We start from the raw sequence: 20,103 nt of genomic DNA, 5'->3' as shown, positions 1-20,103 counted from the left end.
GCTGATCGGCAATCTGCCATGGCGCCTGAAACGCCTCAGTTATCTGTTGCAACGTACACGTGGCAGCTTTGCCCTGCGTGGCTGGCGCGGCACGCTGGCGCGGATGCGTCAGGAGTTCCAGTCACGACCTGAACACGACGAAGACCTGTCGCTGCTGCCGCTGGATGAGGCGTTCGCGCCGTTTACGCTGCCGGTAGCTGAAGAATCACAGGTTTCCATCGTCATACCGATCCACGGCAAGCTCGCCCATACCCTCGCCTGCCTGCGCTCGTTGGCCCGACACGGTGCGCAAGCGCCGTTCGAGGTGATCGTGGTGGACGATGCCTCGCCCGACGACAGCGCCACCGCACTGGCGCAAGTCGCCGGCCTGCGGTTGTTGCGCAATGAGCGCAATCTCGGTTTCATCGGCAGTTGCAATGCCGGTGCCGCCGTGGCGCGCGGCGAGTTTCTGCTGTTTCTCAACAACGATACGCAGGTGACATCCGGCTGGCTGGATGCCTTGCTGCGCTGCTTCGCCGAACGCGCCGACTGTGGCATCGCCGGCAGCCGACTGGTCTATCCGGATGGTCGCTTGCAGGAGGCCGGCGGGTTGGTATTCGCCGACGGCAGTTGCTGGGCCACCGGCCGCTTCGAACTACGCGACGCACCCGCGTTCCGCTATCGCCGCGAAACTGATTACGTCTCCGGCGCCTCGCTGCTGATGCGCCGCGAGGTGTTCCAGCGCGTTGGCGGCTTCGATGACCGCTATGCGCCGGCCTATTACGAGGACACCGATCTGGCGTTCGCGGTACGTCAACTCGGCCTGCGTGTCTATTACGAGCCGACCAGCACCATCATCCACTGCGAAGGCATAACAGCGGGCACCGACCTCACCAGCGGCATCAAACGCCATCAGGTGATCAATCAGGCGAAGTTCGTCGATAAATGGAAGGTCGAACTTGCCTCGCAACCGCCCGTCGGCACATCGCTGGAACGCGCGGTTCGCTGGCGTGCGCGCGGCCGCATCCTGGTGGTGGATACGATGACGCCGGAGCCTGCGCGCGATTCGGGCTCGCTGCGGCTATCGGCGATCCTGCGCCTGCTGGATGAACAGGGTTGGTCCACCAGCTTTTTACCCGACGATGGTCGCGCCAGCACGCAGGAGATCACGGCACTCGGCTCGCTTGGTGTCGAGGTGTTGTGCAAGCCGTGGGTGTCCGAGCTGCCTGGGTGGCTGCGTGAACACGGCAGCGAATTGCACGCAGTGATCCTGTGCCGCCACACCGTAGCCGGCCAATACGCCGACCTGGTGCGCAAACACGCACCACAGGCAAAGCTGCTGTTCGACACGGTGGATCTGCACTTTTTGCGCGAACAACGCGCCGCGGAACTGAGCAGCAATTCCGCCATGGCCCGTCAGGCCGAAGCGTCACGTCGCAGCGAATTGGCGTTGATCGGTCAATGCGATGCCACCTTCGTGGTCAGCCCGCACGAACAGGCGTTGCTTGCGCAGATGCTGCCGCAAGCCCGGGTGGAGCTGCTATCCAATATCCACGATGTCCACGGCTGCCGACATCCCCACGCACAACGCAAGGGTCTGGTCTTCATCGGCGGCTACGGCCATCCACCAAACAGCGACGCGATCCGCTGGATCGCTGGCGAGATCCTGCCGCGATTGCGCGAAGTGCTGCCCGATATCCGCGTGCATATACTGGGTGACGTGCCCGAGCTGATACGTCAGCAGTTGGCTTCGCCAGGTCTCCATTTTCATGGGCGAGTGCCGGACTTGGCGACATGGCTCGAAAGCTGCCTAGCGTCGCTGGCACCCTTGCGTTTCGGGGCCGGCGTGAAAGGCAAGATCAATATGGCAATGAGTTACGGTGTACCCGTGGTTGCCACATCGATCGCCGTCGAAGGTATGCAGTTGAACGATGAGATTGATGTACTGGTGGCAGAAGATGCTGCCGCCTTCGTCACCGCCGTAGTGCGCCTGCATGACGACATCAGGCTATGGGAAACCCTTAGCGTCAACGGCATGGCGAACGTGCGCGAACATTTCTCGACGGACGCCGCAGCCGCCGTCCTGCAGCGCACTCTCGGTTGATCGCGAATGCCTCTCATGGATAGCCCGACGACGTTGCGCCAATGGTAGTCATGAGAAAACTCGCTGCCATCGTGGACCTGATACGCGCCGCCATTGACCGACACGGCGGTGGATGGGCTGGGGTGCGCTCGGTGGCTGCCCGAAGCCTACGGGTCGTCCGGGCGCTCGGCTGGAGCGGCTTCGCGCAGCGAATCCGCGCATCGCGACAAGCTGAGCCCCGCGCCGCTACTTCACCCGATGCCATATCGTTTCCGACAGCCAGCCAGCTGAGCCAGCTCGAACTCAGTCTCGGCATCATGATCCATGTCTTCTACGCGGATTTGCTCGACGAACTCGCGAATGATGTCGCGCATGTACCCGTTCCGTTCGTCCTGATGGTTTCGGTCATCGATGAGCAGACCAGGATCGCGGCGCTGTCGCGTTTCGGAAAGATTCCGAACGTCCAGACCTTGCATGTCCGTGTCGTACCCAACCGTGGTCGTGACATTGCACCGTTCCTGCTGACCTTCCGCGAAGAGGTCTTGGCTCTCGATCTCATCTGCCATATTCACACCAAGAAGTCGCTCTACTCCGGCAGCGAACAGGGGAAGTGGCGGCGTTACCTGATTGACGCCCTGCTCGGTAGCAACGATCGGGTGGCCTGGATCCTTGGCATGTTCCAGGCCATGCCGCGCCTCGGCATGGTCTACCCGGAAAGTTTCATCTCGATGCCGTTGTGGGCGCATACATGGCTATCCAACAGCGGCCCCGCGCGCGAATTGGGGACGCGACTTGGGGTGGGCATCAATCCCATGGCGTATCTGGATTACCCAGCCGGCTCGATGTTCTGGGCCCGCACCGATGCATTGCGTCCGCTGTACGAACTGAAGTTGCCGCTGGATGCCTTCCCGGAAGAGCAGGGCCAGACCGACGGCACCACACAGCATGTCGTGGAGCGAATGCTCGGTCTGATCGTTCGGCACCAGGGCATGGTGCTCGGAGTCATTCCTGCGGATGGCACGGCGACGTTGAGAAGCGAGGGAGAGCGGAACTGGATGACCTATTTCACCGCTCCGCTGGCGCACAAGGTCCGTTTCGCCGCGATCGATGCAAAGATCGTCTCGTTTGACCTGTTCGATACCCTGGTGACGCGCCCGTTCCTGCATCCGTCGGGCGCGCGGGATTACCTCGCTCATCTCGTCGAGAAAAAATTTGGACTGATGGATTTCGCCACTCTCAGGTCCCGCGCCGAAACGATGGCGCGCATTAAGCATGGGCGCGATGTCGACTGCACCATCATCTACGACACCATGGCAAACACGGCCGAACTGCGAGGGATCTCCGTGGCGGATCTCCGCGAGCTGGAGCTCGACACTGAAAAGCGTCTACTGAAGCCAAGGGCAACCCTGATCGATTCCATCCGTGAGCTTGCCCACTCTGACAAACGTATCGTTGCCGTATCCGACATGTATTTCAGCACAGACGAACTGCGCCGCGTACTCCCTCCGGTGGTTTCGGACACTCTCCAGAAAATCCACGTTTCATGCGAGAACGGCTGGCGCAAGGACACCGCCGAGGCATGGCGGCATCTGCCGAAAATCGAGAATGTCCCAACCGGACAGTGGCTGCATGTTGGAGACAACGAGCACTCCGACGTTCAACTTCCCTTGGCGATGGGATTTATTCACCCCGTACATGCCTTGCGCTCCAGCTCACTGCTGGATGTCGTCCCTGCGTTGCGCAGCCTGCGCCCGAAATCAGGGCAGCCTGACCGCTGGCAGGATCAGTTATGGCTTGGGCTGGTCGCCAACCACTTCAACGAACTGGCCGACGGCCATCCCACCACCTTTGGCCAGCCTCTGGCCATCGAAGAACCTGAGACCTTGGGCTACACCGTCATGGGCCCGCTGGTTCTCGACTACGTCATCTGGCTAGCTCGCCTGACGCTGGACAGCGGGGCGGGAAGGATTCTCTTCCTCAGCCGCGAAGGTTACTTGCTTCAGCGCGCATTCCAGAGACTGCAGATGGCAAGCCCCCATCTCGGCGTCATCCAGGCACGCTACCTGCTGGTTTCGCGACGCGGGGTGAACACCCCAGCACTGCGCACGATCGAGGATCTGGCGGGGATATTCAGCGCGCCCTATACCGGATCGCTGGAAAACCTGCTCAATGTCAGACTCGGTGCACGCATTACTGCTGTCGCAACCAAACATCTGGGCAGACCCTTCGTCGCCACCGAGGTATTCCTGCCGCAGATGAGCACAAGGATTATTGATTGGCTGCGCCCGCTCGCTGCGACCATCCTCGATATCGCCAGGGAAGAGCGCGATCTCTACATGAAATATTGGGAAGCCCAAGCAGGCGAAGGCAGCGTCATCGTCGCCGACATCGGATACGCAGGGACCATCCAGACCCAACTTTCGAAACTGACAGGCCATACGCTGGGTGGTGCCTACTTCGCTGCAAAACAGGCCATGGACCAGGTGCAGGTAAATGACGGCTGGGCTCGCGCCCGCTTCTTCGATGAGCGCCGCGGCGACCCCTCCGAATCGCCTGTAATGAAGTTCCACCTCATGCTCGAGGCCATCCTTACCTCTCCGGATGGCCAGTTTTCACACTTCGAATCCGGCTCTGGCACCCCCCTCCCCGTGCACTTTCCGAATGCGGTGAACACGAGTAAGTGGAACATGATCGAACGCATCCAGGCCGGCGCACAACAGTTCATCGACGATGTCTGCAACGTGACAGGTGCAGAGACAGCCGACCTCGCCTTCGACAGCATCCATGTCCAAGAACCACTGCGTTGCATCGGGACTGGACTGTGGCAGTTGGGCAAATGGGCCGAAGCGCTTCGTGTCGAGGACAACTACACCGGCCGCGGCGAGGTGATCACCGCCAGCGGCCACAAGGCTTAGCGAAAGGCCTGCTCCAGGGCCGTGAAGTGCCTATGCAGCGTGAAAAGAGGGCTCACGTTACAATGGCAGCCTTTATTGCCCTATCGTACAAACTGCAAGGATCCACCGATGAAAATTCTGGTCGGCTACAAGCGCGTCGTGGACTATAACGTGCGTATCCAGGTCAAGCCCGACGGTAGCGGTGTGGTCACCGATGGCGTCAAGCTGTCCGCCAATCCGTTCGACGACATCGCGCTGGAAGAGGCGCTGCGCCTGCGCGAGAAAGGTGTCGCCACAGAAGTGATCGTGGTCGGCATCGGTCCGGCCGACCTTACAGCGCACCTGCGCAACGGCCTGGCGATGGGCGCGAACCGCGCGATCCACGTACTCACCAGCGAATCGGTGCAGCCGCTGACCGCCGCCCGCGTCTTCCTCAAGCTGATCGAGAAGGAGCAGCCGGGCTTGGTCATCCTGGGCAAGCAGGCGATCGACGATGACGCCAACCAGACCGGCCAGATGCTCGCTGCGCTATGGGATCGCCCGCAAGCCACCTTCGCCAGCAAGGTCGAGATCACCGATGGAAAGGCCACGGTGACCCGCGAGGTTGACGCCGGCCTGGAGGTGATCGAGGCTGAACTGCCGGCGGTGATCACCACCGACCTGCGCCTCAACGAACCGCGCTTCATCAAGCTGCCGGACATCATGAAGGCGAAGTCCAAGCCGATCGACACGATCGAGTTCGACTCACTCGGCGTCGCGGCACACGATCATCTGAAGATCACGCACTACGCGGCACCGGCCAAGCGCAGCAAGGGCGTGATGGTGAAGGATGCCGCCGAACTGGTCGCCGCGCTTAAGCAGAAAGGTCTGCTGTAACCCCATTATCTGTAGGAGCCCACCCTGTGGGCGATGCTCTGGATGCATGGCGAAAAGCATCGCCCACAGGGTGGGCTCCTACACAAAGCTTCGGAGACACATCATGAGCAAGATTCTGGTCATCGCCGAACACCTCGGCGGCAAACTCAACTCCTCCACCGCGCGTGCGGTGAGCGCTGCGATCGCGGTGAAGGGTGATGCCATCGACGTACTGGTACTCGCCGACAATGTCGACGCGATCGCCGTCGAGGCGGCAAAGATCGACGGCGTGAGCCGCGTACTCACCGTCGCCAGGCCCGAGAACGCGCAACCGCTGGCCGCCGTGCTTGCGCCTCAGATCGCCAAGGTCGCCGCCGGCTACAGCCATGTATTCGTACCGTCCACCACGTTCGGCAAGGATGTCGCCCCGCGCGTCGCCGCCCTGCTCGGCGTGGCCCAGGTCAGCGACGTGATGAGCGTGGAAGCCGCACACACCTTCAAGCGCCCGATCTACGCCGGCAACGCGATCATCACGGTCGAGGCTGACGCCAATCACACCGTGGTCGCCACGATCCGTTCCGCCTCATGGGCTGCTGCGAGCAATGGTGCCAACAGCGCCCCGATCGAAGTATTGGCCATCGATGCTGCGCTGCCCACGCATACCCGCTACGTCGAACTCAAGCAGGGCAGCAGCGATCGCCCGGACCTGCAAAGCGCCAGCAAGGTTGTCTCCGGCGGCCGCGGCGTAGGCTCGAAAGAGAACTTCGAGATCATCTACAAGTTCGCCGATAGGATTGGGGCCGCCGTGGGTGCCTCGCGTGCCGCCGTCGACGCCGGCTACGTGCCGAGTGAGATGCAGGTCGGCCAGACCGGCAAGATCATTGCCCCCGAGCTGTACATGGCGATCGGCATCTCCGGCGCGATCCAGCACCTCACTGGCATCAAGGACGCCGGCACCATCGTCGCAATCAACAAGGATGGCGAGGCGCCGATCTTCGAGATTGCCGATTTCGGCTTGGTCGGCGATCTGTTCAAGCTGATTCCGGAGCTGGAACAGGTGCTGGGCTGAGCGGCATCCAGAGCGAGAACTATGCAGAGCCGCCCCGCATTGTCGGGGCGGCTCTGCATCCGGGGCATACTTAACAGTTAATCTCCCGGGATATCCTTGTCTCTGCGGTAAGTACAGAGCAGATGCCTGCTGAGCGGCTGTCACTTCGTTTCAACCCGCAGGAAACCTGCACATGCTGAAACCCACCGGCAAAACCAATCCCCAGGATCCGACCAGTACGATACCGTCGCTCAGCGTGGTGACCTCGGTTTATCGATCCGAACGATTCCTTGCCCCTTTCATCGACGAGATGGTGGCCACAGTCGAAAAGGCAGGCATCAAAAACTATGAGCTGATCTTCGTCAACGACGGGTCGCCTGACGAATCACTGCCCTACCTGATCCGCGCGCACGCCGATAACCAGCGCATCAAGATCGTCGACCTGTCGCGGAACTTCGGTCATCACAAGGCTGTGCTGGCGGGGCTGTCATACGCGAAAGGCGATCTTACGTTCATCATCGACTGCGACCTGGAAGTGCGCCCCGGTGTACTGCAGCGTTTTCTGGACACCCTGCGCGAGACCGACGTGGATGTCGTCTACGGCGTGCAGGAGAAGCGCAAGGGAGCGCTGGTAGAGCGTACCGGCGGAGCCCTGTTCTGGCGACTGTTCAATTTGCTCAGTGATACCAAGATTCCGGAAAACGTGTTGAGCGAACGCCTGATGAAGCGAAGCTACGTGCAGGCGTTGTTATCGCTGGGCGATCGAAATGTCTTTCTTGGCGGCATGATGTACTGGTCGGGATTCCGGCAGTTGGGTATCGTGGTGCAGAAAACCCAGCGTGAAGGTGCCTCTACCTATTCCTTCCGCAAGCGACTCTCACTATTGCTGGAAGCCGTCACTTCGTTTTCCACGGCACCGCTCAAGGTGGTGCTGCTGGCTGGGCTTGGTGTCACCCTGCTCGCGATGACGGTCGGGATCGTGCTACTTGTCAGAAAACTGCTGCATCCTGAAGCAGTGCTGGAAGGATTCACTTCCCTGATGCTGGTGACGATCGGCATGGCCGGCATGGTCATTACCGTACTCGGCATCGTCGGGCTCTATATCGCCCGTATCTATACGCAAACACAGAACCGGCCGCTGTTCATCGTTCGCGAATTCCACGACTGAGGTTGACCGGATGAGAGAAAATCTCGACGCCTATCAGGCCGCCTATACCGAGCAGTTCCCCTACCATTGGGATGAAGAGCTGTTATTGATGGCCTATGCGCAAAAGATCGTGGAACAGCTGCGTGATCGCTCGTCGCTCAAACTGCTCAGCTTGGGTATCGGTGGACAGCGGGTCAGTCGGACGATGCTTGAGCAACTCGATATTGCCGAGTACCACATACTCGAGGGCTCGCAGGACATCATCGAAAGATACCGAGCTGAAACCTCACCACCGCCATCGGTCACGATTCACCATACATATTTCGAGAACGCCCATTTCGAGCAGACTTTTGATGCCGTCGAAATGGGGTTCGTACTGGAGCATGTCGATGATCCGGGTCTGATTCTGCGCCGTTTCCGGACCTTCCTGAAACCGGGTGGTGTGCTGTTCGCATCGGTGCCCAATGCGCGCTCGCTGCACCGGCTGCTTGGTCAGGCCGCGGGATTCATGCAGGATATCTACGCCTTGAGCCAGTTCGATCGGGAGCTAGGCCATAAACGCTATTTCGACAGCCAGTCAATCACCCAACTGGTCGAGGAATCCGGCTATGCCCTGCTGCACAAACTGGGCCTGGTGTTGAAGCCACTGACGACATCGCAATTGCGCCAGCTGTCGCTGGATGAGCGCGTCGAGAAGGCCTTCATCGATGTGGGTTACGAGTATCCCGATATCGCCAATGGGATCCTGCTGATCGCACGCGCCCCATGAAAAAAACGGCTTTGGTCGTCAATGGCGGCGGCTTTCAGGGACTGACCTTGGTCAGCGCACTGCAACAACGTAGCGACACGAGAGTGCTCGTCTGCGACCTTTATCCGGAAAACATTACCCGCTACATCTGCGATGGCTACCTAGTAGCCCCGCCGCTTTCGGACACGCATGGCTTCGCCGATTTCCTGCTGGAGACGGTGGCACGTGAACGGGTGAATGTGATCTTCCCCGCTACCGCGCTTGAACTGCATGCGCTGTCGCAATTGAAGGCCCAACTGCACGCGCGCGGTGTACTTGTTGCCATCGCGGAAGAAGGTTTGCTGAATCGACTGCTCGACAAGCAATCTACCCATGAGTTCCTGCATGCGGCCGGCCTGCCCGTACCCGCACTGGTCGATCCGCTGACCTTCAGTTACGACCAACCCTTGTTTGGTCGCCTTCGCCATGGCTGGGGTGGCCGCGGGACCGTCATGCTGCACAGCCGCGACGAGGCGCATGCCTATCACGGCGACTTGTCAACACATGTATGGACACCCTGGCTGGCGCAATTCGAGGAGTTCTCCGCCGACTTTGCGATCGGCGTGCACGGCGAGATCTCGACGATCGTCCTGCGCAGGCGGCTGCGGACCTCCGGCGGGTTCGCGGTGATCTCCGAGTCGGTTGCCGATACCGTACTGGGAGATACCGCGCAGCGCACTGCCAACAGCCTCAGTCACGCAGGTGGCCGCGGTCTGTTCAACGTACAAATGCTGCAATCCGGCACGGATGCGCCATTTGTTTCCGACGTCAATCCGCGCATCGGCACGTCCGCGACGCATGCGCTCAGCGAATGTATCAACCTACCCGGGTTCTTCATGGATTCCGCCGATGGCGCGGTCAGCAGCCCCGCGCCAGTCCGTAAGATGGGCAAGACCGTTCGCGTACTGACGGACATCGTGATCCCCCGTCTGGCGCATCCGCCGAAAGGTATCGTTTTCGACCTCGACGACACACTGGTTGATCACAAGGCGTGGATGTTGCGAAAACTCGAGGCGATCTTTCCGGAAATATTCTCCGAGCACGTCGAGGAGACGACTTTCCTCATGCGCGCGACGCAACTGATTGACGAGGGTGAGCGGGCGCTTCTCATCGACCGTTTGCTCGCCTTACTGGCTCTCCCGACCACGCTGCGTGACAGCGCCATCGCAGCCTATCGTGCGGCCATCGTGTCCGACACACCCCTGTTTCCTGATGTTGTGCCCATGCTCACTGCATTGAGGGCCGCTGGTCTGCCCGTGGCTATCCTCACCGATAACCCGCACGCCACGCAAGAAGCCAAAGTGCAGCATGCGCCTGAATTGCGCGGCATTGATGCCGTGATTTATGCACGAGACCACGGTAACGAAAAGCCCGACAGCGCCGGCTTCCTCCAGGCCGCACGTGCACTTTCCACCGAACCGAAGCATCTGGTGATGATTGGTGACAACTATTTTCGCGATGGCGTCGGTGCGGTGCAGGCCGGATACATGCACGCATTGATTGTCCGGCGCGAAGGTGGTTTTTTGAGCCCACATGCAGGCATCGCGGCGCGAATTCCTGCACAGTTAACCAGCAGGATCGACATGGTGGACAGCCTGCTGTCCGCCCGCCATGCCTGTCTAGTGCCATGAGCAGACACAAGGTCGCCATCATTCAATCGTCGTATATTCCGTGGAAGGGATATTTCGACATCATCCACGATGTGGATGAGTTCATTTTTCTCGATGACGTCCAGTACACGGTACGTGACTGGCGCACCAGAAACCGCATCAAGACTGCAAATGGCACTAGCTGGCTGACTGTCCCGGCCGGCGCCAATCGCAATCGCCTCATCTGCGAAGTGAGCCTGGACGAATCGAGCTGGCAGCAGAAGCACTGGAAGACCCTTTGTCACAGTTATTCGCGCGCGCCCTACTTTCGGCAGTACGCTGCCTTCTTCGAAGAACTGTATCTCGGGAAGACCTGGACGAATCTTTCGCACATGAACAGGGCAATGACGCAGCGCATAGCCCATGACTTGCTTGGTATCCATACCACTTTCTCCGATTCACGCAGTTATCCGGCGCAAGGGGCAAAGCTCGATCGCATCCTGGATCTTCTCCAACTGAGTGGCGCTACGCGTTACATCTCTGGGCCGATGGCTGCTGACTACCTCGATCCTTCAAGATTCGAAGCAATGGGTATCGAGCTTCAGTTCAAAAACTATTCTGACTACCCGGACTATGTCCAGCTGTATCCGCCATTCGAACACGCGGTAAGTATCGTCGACCTGATCTTCAACACGGGGCCACAGGCACCTGAATACATCTGGGGCCATCGCCATGGTGCCGCATGAATAATACGGGCATCGTGCCAATACCCTCGATAGCCCAGCGTCTCGCCAGCCAATGGCTTCGATTGCCGACACGGCTAACATTCCCATGACCATTCCGTTCAATCGTCCTTATCTTGTTGGCCGCGAGCTTGACTACATCGCGCAAGCCCATACCAATGGCCAGCTGTCCGGCGATGGTGCTTTCACCCGGCGCTGCCACACATGGCTGGAGCAGCGCCTCGGCGTATGCAAGGCGCTGTTGACGCAGTCATGCACAGCGGCACTGGAGATGGCGGCGATCCTGCTGGATCTGCAACCAGGCGACGAAGTGATCATGCCGTCATTCACTTTCGTCTCAACCGCTAACGCCTTCGTGTTGCGCGGTGCCGTGCCGGTATTCGTGGATATCCGGCCGGATACGCTGAATATTGACGAGACATTGATCGAGCAGGCAATCACGCCGCACACCCGTGCGATCTGCGTGGTGCACTATGCCGGCGTTGCCTGCGAGATGGACACGATCATGGCGATCGCCGCACGACATGGGTTGAAAGTGATCGAGGATGCTGCTCAGGGCATTCTGTCCAGCTACAAGGGCCGTGCCCTGGGAAGCATCGGTGACCTGGCCGCACTGAGCTTCCATGAGACGAAGAATGTGATCTCCGGGGAAGGCGGTGCGCTGCTGATCAATGATCCCGCGCTGATCGAACGCGCAGAGGTGATTCGCGAAAAGGGTACCAATCGCAGCAAGTTTTTCCGCGGGCAGGTCGACAAATACACCTGGGTCGACATCGGTTCGTCATACCTTCCCAGCGAATTGATTGCTGCCTTTCTCGCCGCACAACTGGAGGAAGCCGAAGGCATCACCGCCCGACGATTGGCGATCTGGGATCATTACCACCGATGGGCAGCTCCGCTGGAAAGGAACGGCACGCTGCGTCGTCCCATCGTGCCGGATCACTGTATGCATAACGCACACATGTATTTCCTGCTGCTACGCGATCTGGAAGCACGAACGCACTTCATCGAGGCGATGATGGCTACCGGCATAGGTACGGTTTTCCACTATATTCCGCTGCACAGCTCACCGGCCGGCCAACGCTATGGGCGTGCAGCTGGGCCACTGCCGCACACCGACGCCACCAGTGACCGTCTGGTGCGACTGCCACTCTGGGTTGGCTTGGAGGATCAGCATGATCACGTCATGCAGGCCGCGCAGCACATTCTGGGGCTAGCCTGAGGCTCATGCTTGCCAATTCGGGACACGTCATGAGCCCATGGCATGAAGTAATCGTGGCTTCGATCCCGCATCGGTCAGGAATCCGGCTATATCGCGCCGCAATCCACGACTGCCACCGGCGCGCACTTTGATGCGCCATCGCTTGCGCCATCTGCTGGTGCTGCTGATCGTGGTGGTTTGCGTGGCCGCTACGCTCAGGCTGTTCGATTGGCACGCGGTAGCCCATGCACTTTCGCGCATGCGTCTGGGCCTGCTGCTGGCCGGCACGCTACCCCTACTACTTGCGATCTTCTCGTTGCGCGGCTTGCGCTGGCTGGTCGTGCTCGGGATCAAGCCGAATCGCCGGAGGTTCTGGCAATCGTTCTGCGCCAATGGTGCGGCAGCGGGGCTCGCTGCGCTCACGCCGTTCCAGCTCGGGGAGATCATCAAGATACGATTGATCCCCGACCACCACGGCAGCGCCTGGCGGCTCGGGGCTTCCGGATTCTTTGTCGAACGGCTGCTTGATCTCAGCGGCGTGCTGGGCATGGGCTTGTGCGGCTTGGCCATGCACTTCGGGTTCGCATGGCTCGCTCCGTTGCTCCTGCTGCTGCCGCTGCTCGCTGGTTTGCTGTTCGGTCTGCTGACCGGCCATTTGCACCGGCTGCCATCTCGCCTGCAGCCTTATCTGGAGGCATTACGCCACAAACAGCGCATCGTTCAGGCCAGCCTGCTGACGATCGTGATCTGGATGCTCTATGCCGGTCTGTGGTGGGTCGCCATCCTTGCCATCAATGTGAGGCTGGACTTCAGCCAGGTCTGCATCCTGCTTGGCGGCGTCATGCTGGCTGTCGTCGCCAGCATGGTCCCCGGCGGGATAGGCGTGGCAGAACTCGGCAGCCGCGGCATCATGCTGTGGCTGGGCGCATCCGCTACCGATGGGGATGCCATCGCGATTGCATTGCGCCTGCTCACGCCCCTGATCGCCCTAGCGGGACTGGCCTGCCTGTTCGTCCTGCATCGCCAACGGAACCGCTGAGCAAAGGTTGATCCTATCCTCAGTCCACTGTCGACTTCGGAATGTAGACCAGGAGTCCCGGCAAATTGTCCGGTCCCGGAATCTGTCGATAATTCGCGCTCACGAATTCCCATACACGTGGATGTGTATGGGCGTAACGCAGATCCTCACGCCCATCGACACTGATGTCGTAAATCAGTATCAGCGATGGACGCGCCTGTTGCAGCCGGGCGATTTCCTGGTTCTGAAAGCCATCTCCGCGCGGAAACAATGGATAGATTTCCCAGACCGGCGATTTCACCCCAAGCAACGCGTACGCCCCCGGCCATACCGGAGCGGCGAGGAGCGTGCTCCCATTGGGTATGCAACGGTTTGCGAGCCTCTCGACGGCTTCGACAGGAGCCGCTGCGGCATCGCTCATGCGGAGCTTGTCGCCGCGCACATCGATTACTCGCCAGCCAGATTGCACTCGCGATTGATACCAGGGATGCAGCGGAATCGTGATTAGCAAAGAAACAATAAGCAGCAATGGAACGACCAACCAGCGGTGCATGGATCGGGCAACATCGTGCACGGGAAAGATCAGCAGACCGATCAATAGCGGGCATATCGCTTGCGCGAGATGGGAAACGTCGGCCCGCGAGAACGCTACGTTGAGATAGGGAATGGCCGTGGCAACACAAGCGACAAATCCAGCATGGGCCATATTGCGTTCGCGGCGCAGTCCATTCAGCACAACCGCAAGACCGACAATACAGAAAAGCGGCAACAGCACGAAGAGGCTTCCTGTCAGCCACTGTGTGACTAGCGAAAGTGTCAGCGCACCTCCGCCATGCATCGTCCACGGCCATGGCACGGGCAGCGGAAGATTGGTGCCCTTGTACTCGAACAGCATGAATCGAATGCTGTCCCAGAACATCGCGGCGAAACGATGGTCCAGCACAAGGCTGAAACAAATCGGCGCAAATCCCAGCACGACACCCGCAGTCCATGCCGGTATGCATTGACGCCACGCCGGCTTGCTGGTGCCCAACAGCAGCAGCGGAGCAGCCACCAAGCAAGCGATCACGCCGTAGACGCCATGATTGCGGCCGATCATGGCTGCCACTCCAATCACGACGCCATGCAGGAAAAACCGCGCAGCGGAGGGGCGCGTGAGTACCCACGCCAGGCTCGCGGTCAGAATGACGGATAACGCAGCGTCGTACCCCTTCCACCACGGCACAGCCCACATGACCAGTAGCGCGATGGCCAATGCGCACTTGCCGAACCGCACTATGTCGCGACCCGGAGATTGATGCCACACCAGCACGCCGCCGGCAGCGACTCCGATGGCAACGAACGCCATCGTCGCGGCGCGCACTGCCACGATGCCATCCGCATGAAAGAGCCTCAGCAGGCCAGCCGCCCAGTAATACCGGCCCGGATCGTAGGACATGAAATCCCGGATGGGTACTTCGCCATGCAGCACTTGCTGCACGCCATACCAGAGATAGCCCTCGTCCCACAGACTGAAGCCGATACGCCCATCCAGAAGAAACGTGCCGAGACAAGCGACCACCCCTAGTAACACGACCAAAGACAAGCCCACGTTGTCCGATCGATGCCAGTTACCTTTGAAATTGCGAACAGACGGTTCCATCACTAAACAGATCTCTTCTGAGGCGGCGACATCCAAATCAACCTGCCGACCAACCACTGCGGTAGCAGGTGCAATGTGTGAAATTTTGACGGAACATTGCTGAGGCAATTCGCGAGCGTTGACCTGACCGTCCAACATGTTGAGCGCGGCGAACTGCATCGTCTCGTCATGACGTTTGTAGTCTTGGTCGCCACGCACCCCGTCTTAAACGGCGAACCGATTGCGTTCGATCCAGCATCTGCACCAGGCTCATTTCGCCGCAACACAACACCAACACGTGCTCCGGTGATTGTTGATGGGCGCCGAAAATTGAACCTGGAAATGCATCGGAAATCGAGCCCCCTATTGTGTCGAATCACGCTCAATAAGGTCACGTCGATCACACCGACTACTCCCGCTCGCCATGTGAATAGAGAGTGGCAGAGGTGACTAAGAATTTGGCGCACGTCACCCGAGAATGTGGTCCAGTGCCTAGTCCAGCCTGGCTCTTCGGACGCCTGACAAACAGTTCCGGCTTTTTCTCTCGCCACGCGCGCATCACCTGTCGTGGTGTCTTGTGGCCGAGTACCATGCCGTAAATATCTACGCTGATCTGACCGCCACCACGATGCCCGCCATGATCAAAGCTACACCCACAAAGTATTGAGGTTGAAACCGCTCGCCAAAAACGAAATAGCTGCCGATCGGAACGATAACGAATGCGAGCGCCATCAATGGATAGATACGTCCAAGCTCAGCCTTTTGCAGAACCCATATCCAGGCGATGGTCATGATTCCGTAGAGAGCGAACGCTAAAAACAACAGCGTCATCGTCGAGGGGTCGAAAAAACTGCCGGTCTTTTTGAGCGAAACAGCGCTCAACTTGAACAGAATCTGGCCCGATGCAATGCCGATGACGCAGATAAGCGCGATGAGGTAGGTCACGATTCACCCGTCTTCAAGAGGGCAGAACGGCTCAGTTTGGAATGTATGGCACGCTTTGGAGTGGAGCTGACGTCGTAGCCGATGAAGGCCAGAATCAGCTGGACGCCGATCAGGAAAGGCATCGCAGCAAGCATCACAGTGCCGCTCGACGCAATGGCGCCTGAACTTGCACTGCTTACCCAATGGGCTATGCCATAGAACAGCCCGAACAGCACGGAGACAACGCCGATTGGAAGTTCGAATGAAGCAAGCGACATATCACGCAAATAGTAGTTGTAGAAAATTCGCTTGAAGAAATTGCGCATGTTTTTCACAAAGAACTCGCCAATGACCTTTGAAATTTTCAGATTGCTTACCTCATCTCCGTATTTCGCGTGCATCGGCACATCGACCGCAACGGCTCGCAGGATGTTTAGGCGAAATAACATGTCAGTCTCAAAAAAATAGCGCCGACTGATCTTTTCGAAGGGCAAATGACGAGCCACATCACGGTGAATGGCCGTATAACCATTGGTCGGGTCAAAAAGATCCCAATAACCTGAAGATACTTTAGTCAAAAGTGAAAGGCCTGCATTGCCGAACAGGCGCATTTTAGGCATGGCATGGATCTGCTCCAGATCAAAGAAACGATTACCCTTCGTATAATCAGCCTCACCCAGCAGGATTGGTGCAACGAAATCCGAAATATGTGCCGGATCCATTTGCCCGTCACCATCGATTTTGACGATGATGTCGATACCTTCGGCAATCGCAGCCTGATATCCGCTCATCACCGCTCCCCCGACGCCTTGATTCTGCTCATGGCGTACGATGACCACACGCCGATCCATGCAGTTGGCAGCAACGAAATCACCGGTCTTGTCGGGGCAGCAGTCATCGACTACATAGATGCGATCGACTTCCGGACCTATCGCCATGATGACTTGCAAGATGTGATCCCGCACCTTGTAGCTTGGTATCACGACCCCGATACGTTTGCTCATAGCTGTATTCTCTTTGCGGCCGGCTTGCCAGACCGGCGTCCGTGCCTGGCGAATGGCCTGATGTCAGGCGTTAAAAGACTGGTTTGACCCATCGGTCATTATACGCACGCCCAATCTGCAGCAAGTTTGAACATGACTGCGTTCATAGGGCCACAGTCTTGCAACTGCTTCAAGCGTCCGGTTCGCGTCTCAGGAACCAGACCTCGATATCGGGAGGAAGCACGGCCAAGGCGGGGATAGCCACTGCGACAGCCAACGTCAACAGCAATGCTTTCACCGGCGATACATCTTTCGAATAACGCACGCGTGAATAAAGTCCGGAGATCGATACCGATGGCAATCGTTCACTGGCGAGTAGGGTGAAACCATGCCGTTCCGCCAGCGCTGTGACTGCCTCGGTGTCGAGATAGTGGACATGCGGTGATGGGAATCCCAGTTGCCACATGCGATCAAACGTACCCGATCGTCCAAGCCGGAGTAAATTTTTCGATACTCGATAAAGCGTGCCCATGCGATTCGGCGCATTAATCACCAGCAGGCCACCAGGTACCAGATGGAGCATGCAGGCTTGCAACGTGGCGTTGATATCGGGGATATGTTCGAGAACATCGTTGAACACGATAATGTCGTAACGCTCATCCGTAGCAAGGACGTCGGGGAAGAAGCCCTTGCGCACGCGTAGCCCCCTGGCTGCAGTAGCCTCCGCTACACCGCGATCCGGCTCTATGCCCGTCGCATCGAAATTCCCACGAGCCTGCTCCAGAAACCAACCGTGCGCGCAACCCACATCCAGCAGACGCATCGGATGTTGGCATGAGGAGGTCTTCGATGTCAGACCACGAATTGCTGCTAACAGGCGCTGAAAATTTGAGCGCCTGAGCGTCTCAAGCGCATCCTCGCGCGCCACTTCGTCGAGATCTCCGCCGGGTGCCTGGCTGAGAATGTGGGCATTCAGTGTGCTGCCTTCGTAACCGCAAACTCCGCAAACCAGATGCCATGATCTCAACCCAACAAACAACTCTGCGCCGCAAATTGGACACGTGCTCATCAAATTCCCTCGTCGAGTAGGCCGCTACTGTGGCCAATATTCCACATTGTTCGGTACCAGACAGATACCAAACTGGAGTCTGTCGCAGACGAATCATGTCCACGTGACAGGCAAACGAGACGAGGTATTGTCATGCAATGTCCCGCCTTGCAAGCGGAACATGAGTTAACAGAAATAGACACAGAACCGTGGACAAGCCAGCCACCGGATACAGATAACGGAAATCGCACGCGATGGTCGTAGGTATGAATGAGAACAGATACAACCATGCTGCAATCGCAATCCCACCCGCGGCCCACCTTTGCTCACCGTGCGTCCTTAGAACAACAAACGCTGTCGACACAAGCAGTATCAGCACGTAGAACCAGTTGCGAAACACTGGCGTTTCATGCAGCTCCAACGAAGTTCGCCCTATGACCCTGGCCCGAGCATCCATTTCTTCTCGGAGACTGAGCGCTGCGACTTGTTCAGGGATTCCTGCAATGCCCCAGTATGCCGGCACGCAGCGTTCTATGCTTCGCAATCCCAGCAGTGACATAAATGCACTGATGCGATGCTCCAGATAAGCTTTCGGATCATGCTCGATCCCACGCTCCCAAATCAGCGAATATTGGCTGGGACTTAGCGAGTTAAAGTAATTTCGAATCACCGGCTCATGCCAGATTGTATCTATCCGTTCCGGGCTGTAAGACGACTTGATCTTGGCCTGAACTGCAGCAGGAGCGTCCGCCCATCCTGCCGCATCGCCAAGTTTGGCGTAATTGATTATTCCGGCAATATCGTATGCGCGGACTGTCGACAAGCCAACTGACACCTGACTAGTTGCTGCCGGCTTGACGGTTTGGTTTGAAAGACTCTCAAGAATCAGGCAAGTCCCGGCAACAAACCCGATGCATGTGAAAAACACGATGGCTCGACCCGGAAGTGTGCTTCTCCATGTCCTGGCCATCAGCCACGCTGCCACGACAGCGAATGGAGTAGCCACCAGGAATCCCTGCTGTCGAATCAACGTCAGACTGGTGATCGCGAGCAGGGCGCCGGCGAGCAGCAGGTAGCGTCCGCGGCCTTTTCGATCGACTGCAAGGAGCATGAACGTCGCGGCAACCATCGCGAACGTCGCCAGCATGACATCCTTCCAGATAATGCCGACGTAGAACATGAAGAGCGGATTCAGCGCAAGCACAAATGCCGCCAACAGCTGCCAGCGCGGCACCGGCTTACATCCGCCGCTCGTCAGCAGAGCAGCGAAACAGCCATATATTGCATAGCAATTGATCGCGATGAACATGCTGGTTCCGACGAGACTGCCTCCCAGCCACGCCAGAAACGCAGCGAAAAATGTCGGTCCCCAGCCCACTGCCGTACCTGTCACACCCTCATACAGCGCCGTCACTGAATCTACCGACATTTGTCCCGGGGCATGAATCGCCGCCAAGGTCACAGCGATTGTCGCGAAGAGTCCGATGGTCAACCTGCGGTACAGCCGCATACGCAATCTCGCTTGATAGTCATGCAAGGTTTTTTTGACACGCGATATTCAAGAAAATCCGCGGATTTTCATTCAATCGTCAGCGTCTTACCCGTGTCGCAAAAATATGTTTTCTCGGAATTCTTGGTCATATATATGACGTGATAATCGCCCGCTTTAACCGAGGCCAGAGCCGATGAAAAATTGAAGCCCGCATCACCCAACGTTGGATCCTTGAAAAACTCACCCACGTCTGTTCGCACAACGCCCGTTGACACCAGAATCTCAAAATCCTGTGCGCCTTTCAGCACCAGGCTGAACTGACCCGCAGGATGTTTGGCTTCATCCAGCAACCAACCGCGAAACACGTGCGGCTTTCCTTCGGCTAATTTCACCTGATTCCTGGAGTAGTTTCCGTCAACCGAATCAAGCGAGCACGTATCGCCTGTGCGCTGCGCGGCGGCAAGCACATCCGCGCCAATCAGCTGGATCTTGTCTTCGGCTACAACCGTTGTCACCTCAGGTGCTGCAGGTGTGTTCGCTGAAGCTGCCGTACTCTTCGCGCCAGCGGCGTTCTGTTGATCATTATTCCCACATCCAGCAAGCGTGAGCATGCCGATGAAAATTGAGGTTAAAAGTACCTTCGCAGTCATGTTTTTCTCCTGAAGTACATACCAGCAATGCAAGTGATGAA

16 protein-coding genes are annotated in these 20,103 nt (G+C 58.3%); 10 read left to right on the top strand and 6 right to left on the bottom strand.

From position 1 onward, the window contains the following. Positions 1-46 precede the first annotated feature (46 nt). The 10 genes from IE071_RS00830 to IE071_RS00785 all read left to right on the top strand — a co-directional run bounded on the left by IE071_RS00830 (position 47) and on the right by IE071_RS00785 (position 13,365). Positions 47-2,083: a glycosyltransferase gene (locus IE071_RS00830; RefSeq protein ID WP_229792687.1), complete on the top strand. Its 2,037-nt coding sequence runs from the start codon at positions 47-49 to the stop codon at positions 2,081-2,083. Between the two features lie 50 nt (positions 2,084-2,133). After that, positions 2,134-4,977, top strand: coding sequence for a rhamnan synthesis F family protein (locus IE071_RS00825; RefSeq protein WP_189439296.1), 2,844 nt, complete (start codon positions 2,134-2,136; stop codon positions 4,975-4,977). Positions 4,978-5,085: 108 nt separating this feature from the next. Next, positions 5,086-5,832, top strand: a complete 747-nt coding sequence (locus IE071_RS00820) for an electron transfer flavoprotein subunit beta/FixA family protein (RefSeq protein WP_189439295.1) — start codon at positions 5,086-5,088, stop codon at positions 5,830-5,832. Between the two features lie 103 nt (positions 5,833-5,935). Beyond that, positions 5,936-6,880, top strand: a complete 945-nt coding sequence (locus IE071_RS00815; RefSeq protein ID WP_189439294.1) for an electron transfer flavoprotein subunit alpha/FixB family protein — start codon at positions 5,936-5,938, stop codon at positions 6,878-6,880. 172 nt (positions 6,881-7,052) lie between these two features. After that, positions 7,053-8,027, top strand: a complete 975-nt coding sequence (locus tag IE071_RS00810; RefSeq protein WP_189439293.1) for a glycosyltransferase family 2 protein — start codon at positions 7,053-7,055, stop codon at positions 8,025-8,027. A 10-nt stretch (positions 8,028-8,037) separates the two neighbouring features. Then, positions 8,038-8,775, top strand: coding sequence for a class I SAM-dependent methyltransferase (locus IE071_RS00805; protein ID WP_189439292.1), 738 nt, complete (start codon positions 8,038-8,040; stop codon positions 8,773-8,775). Next, complete coding sequence (locus IE071_RS00800; RefSeq protein ID WP_189439291.1) at positions 8,772-10,424, top strand: HAD-IA family hydrolase; 1,653 nt, start codon at positions 8,772-8,774, stop codon at positions 10,422-10,424. The genes IE071_RS00805 and IE071_RS00800 overlap by 4 nt, the downstream gene beginning before the upstream one ends. After that, complete coding sequence (locus IE071_RS00795; protein ID WP_189439290.1) at positions 10,421-11,128, top strand: WbqC family protein; 708 nt, start codon at positions 10,421-10,423, stop codon at positions 11,126-11,128. The genes IE071_RS00800 and IE071_RS00795 overlap by 4 nt, the downstream gene beginning before the upstream one ends. An 85-nt stretch (positions 11,129-11,213) precedes the next feature. Then, positions 11,214-12,347 (top strand): dTDP-4-amino-4,6-dideoxygalactose transaminase, encoded by a 1,134-nt coding sequence (gene rffA, locus IE071_RS00790; RefSeq protein WP_189439289.1) that lies wholly within the window; start codon positions 11,214-11,216, stop codon positions 12,345-12,347. Positions 12,348-12,504: 157 nt separating this feature from the next. Beyond that, on the top strand, positions 12,505-13,365 hold the full coding sequence (locus tag IE071_RS00785; RefSeq protein ID WP_189439288.1) for a lysylphosphatidylglycerol synthase transmembrane domain-containing protein: 861 nt from the start codon (positions 12,505-12,507) through the stop codon (positions 13,363-13,365). Positions 13,366-13,384: 19 nt separating this feature from the next. On the opposite strand, the gene IE071_RS00780 is transcribed toward IE071_RS00785, so the two are convergent. The 6 genes from IE071_RS00780 to IE071_RS00755 all read right to left on the bottom strand — a co-directional run bounded on the left by IE071_RS00780 (position 13,385) and on the right by IE071_RS00755 (position 20,062). Continuing rightward, the gene (locus tag IE071_RS00780; protein WP_189439287.1) at positions 13,385-15,145 is read right to left on the bottom strand and encodes a hypothetical protein; all 1,761 of its coding nucleotides are present in this window, start codon (positions 15,143-15,145) and stop codon (positions 13,385-13,387) included. Positions 15,146-15,568: 423 nt separating this feature from the next. Then, positions 15,569-15,910 (bottom strand): DMT family transporter, encoded by a 342-nt coding sequence (locus IE071_RS00775; protein WP_189439286.1) that lies wholly within the window; start codon positions 15,908-15,910, stop codon positions 15,569-15,571. Continuing rightward, positions 15,907-16,893 (bottom strand): glycosyltransferase family 2 protein, encoded by a 987-nt coding sequence (locus tag IE071_RS00770; RefSeq protein ID WP_189439285.1) that lies wholly within the window; start codon positions 16,891-16,893, stop codon positions 15,907-15,909. The genes IE071_RS00775 and IE071_RS00770 overlap by 4 nt, the downstream gene beginning before the upstream one ends. 169 nt (positions 16,894-17,062) lie before the next feature. Further along, positions 17,063-17,941 carry a class I SAM-dependent methyltransferase gene (locus tag IE071_RS00765; RefSeq protein ID WP_189439284.1) on the bottom strand — a complete coding sequence of 293 codons (879 nt, stop codon included), beginning with the start codon at positions 17,939-17,941 and terminating at the stop codon, positions 17,063-17,065. A gap of 130 nt (positions 17,942-18,071) precedes the next feature. Next, a complete protein-coding gene (locus IE071_RS00760) occupies positions 18,072-19,457 on the bottom strand; it encodes a hypothetical protein (protein ID WP_189439283.1) in 1,386 nt (461 codons plus the stop codon). 41 nt (positions 19,458-19,498) lie between these two features. Then, a complete protein-coding gene (locus IE071_RS00755) occupies positions 19,499-20,062 on the bottom strand; it encodes a hypothetical protein (RefSeq protein WP_189439282.1) in 564 nt (187 codons plus the stop codon). Positions 20,063-20,103 lie beyond the last annotated feature (41 nt).

The organism is Rhodanobacter panaciterrae (genome assembly GCF_014651895.1).
In the GTDB taxonomy this organism is placed as follows: Bacteria; Pseudomonadota; Gammaproteobacteria; order Xanthomonadales; family Rhodanobacteraceae; genus Rhodanobacter; species Rhodanobacter panaciterrae.
This window is presented reverse-complemented; position numbering and strand designations above follow the sequence as displayed.

Coding starts and splice junctions, on each gene's coding strand:
- IE071_RS00825 (WP_189439296.1), top strand. CDS start 2,134: ATGAGAAAACTCGCTGCCATCGTGGACCTGATACGCGCCGCCATTGAC.
- IE071_RS00820 (WP_189439295.1), top strand. CDS start 5,086: ATGAAAATTCTGGTCGGCTACAAGCGCGTCGTGGACTATAACGTGCGT.
- IE071_RS00815 (WP_189439294.1), top strand. CDS start 5,936: ATGAGCAAGATTCTGGTCATCGCCGAACACCTCGGCGGCAAACTCAAC.
- IE071_RS00810 (WP_189439293.1), top strand. CDS start 7,053: ATGCTGAAACCCACCGGCAAAACCAATCCCCAGGATCCGACCAGTACG.
- IE071_RS00805 (WP_189439292.1), top strand. CDS start 8,038: ATGAGAGAAAATCTCGACGCCTATCAGGCCGCCTATACCGAGCAGTTC.
- IE071_RS00800 (WP_189439291.1), top strand. CDS start 8,772: ATGAAAAAAACGGCTTTGGTCGTCAATGGCGGCGGCTTTCAGGGACTG.
- IE071_RS00795 (WP_189439290.1), top strand. CDS start 10,421: ATGAGCAGACACAAGGTCGCCATCATTCAATCGTCGTATATTCCGTGG.
- rffA (WP_189439289.1), top strand. CDS start 11,214: ATGACCATTCCGTTCAATCGTCCTTATCTTGTTGGCCGCGAGCTTGAC.
- IE071_RS00780 (WP_189439287.1), bottom strand. CDS start 15,145: ATGCAGTTCGCCGCGCTCAACATGTTGGACGGTCAGGTCAACGCTCGC.
- IE071_RS00770 (WP_189439285.1), bottom strand. CDS start 16,893: ATGAGCAAACGTATCGGGGTCGTGATACCAAGCTACAAGGTGCGGGAT.
- IE071_RS00765 (WP_189439284.1), bottom strand. CDS start 17,941: ATGAGCACGTGTCCAATTTGCGGCGCAGAGTTGTTTGTTGGGTTGAGA.
- IE071_RS00755 (WP_189439282.1), bottom strand. CDS start 20,062: ATGACTGCGAAGGTACTTTTAACCTCAATTTTCATCGGCATGCTCACG.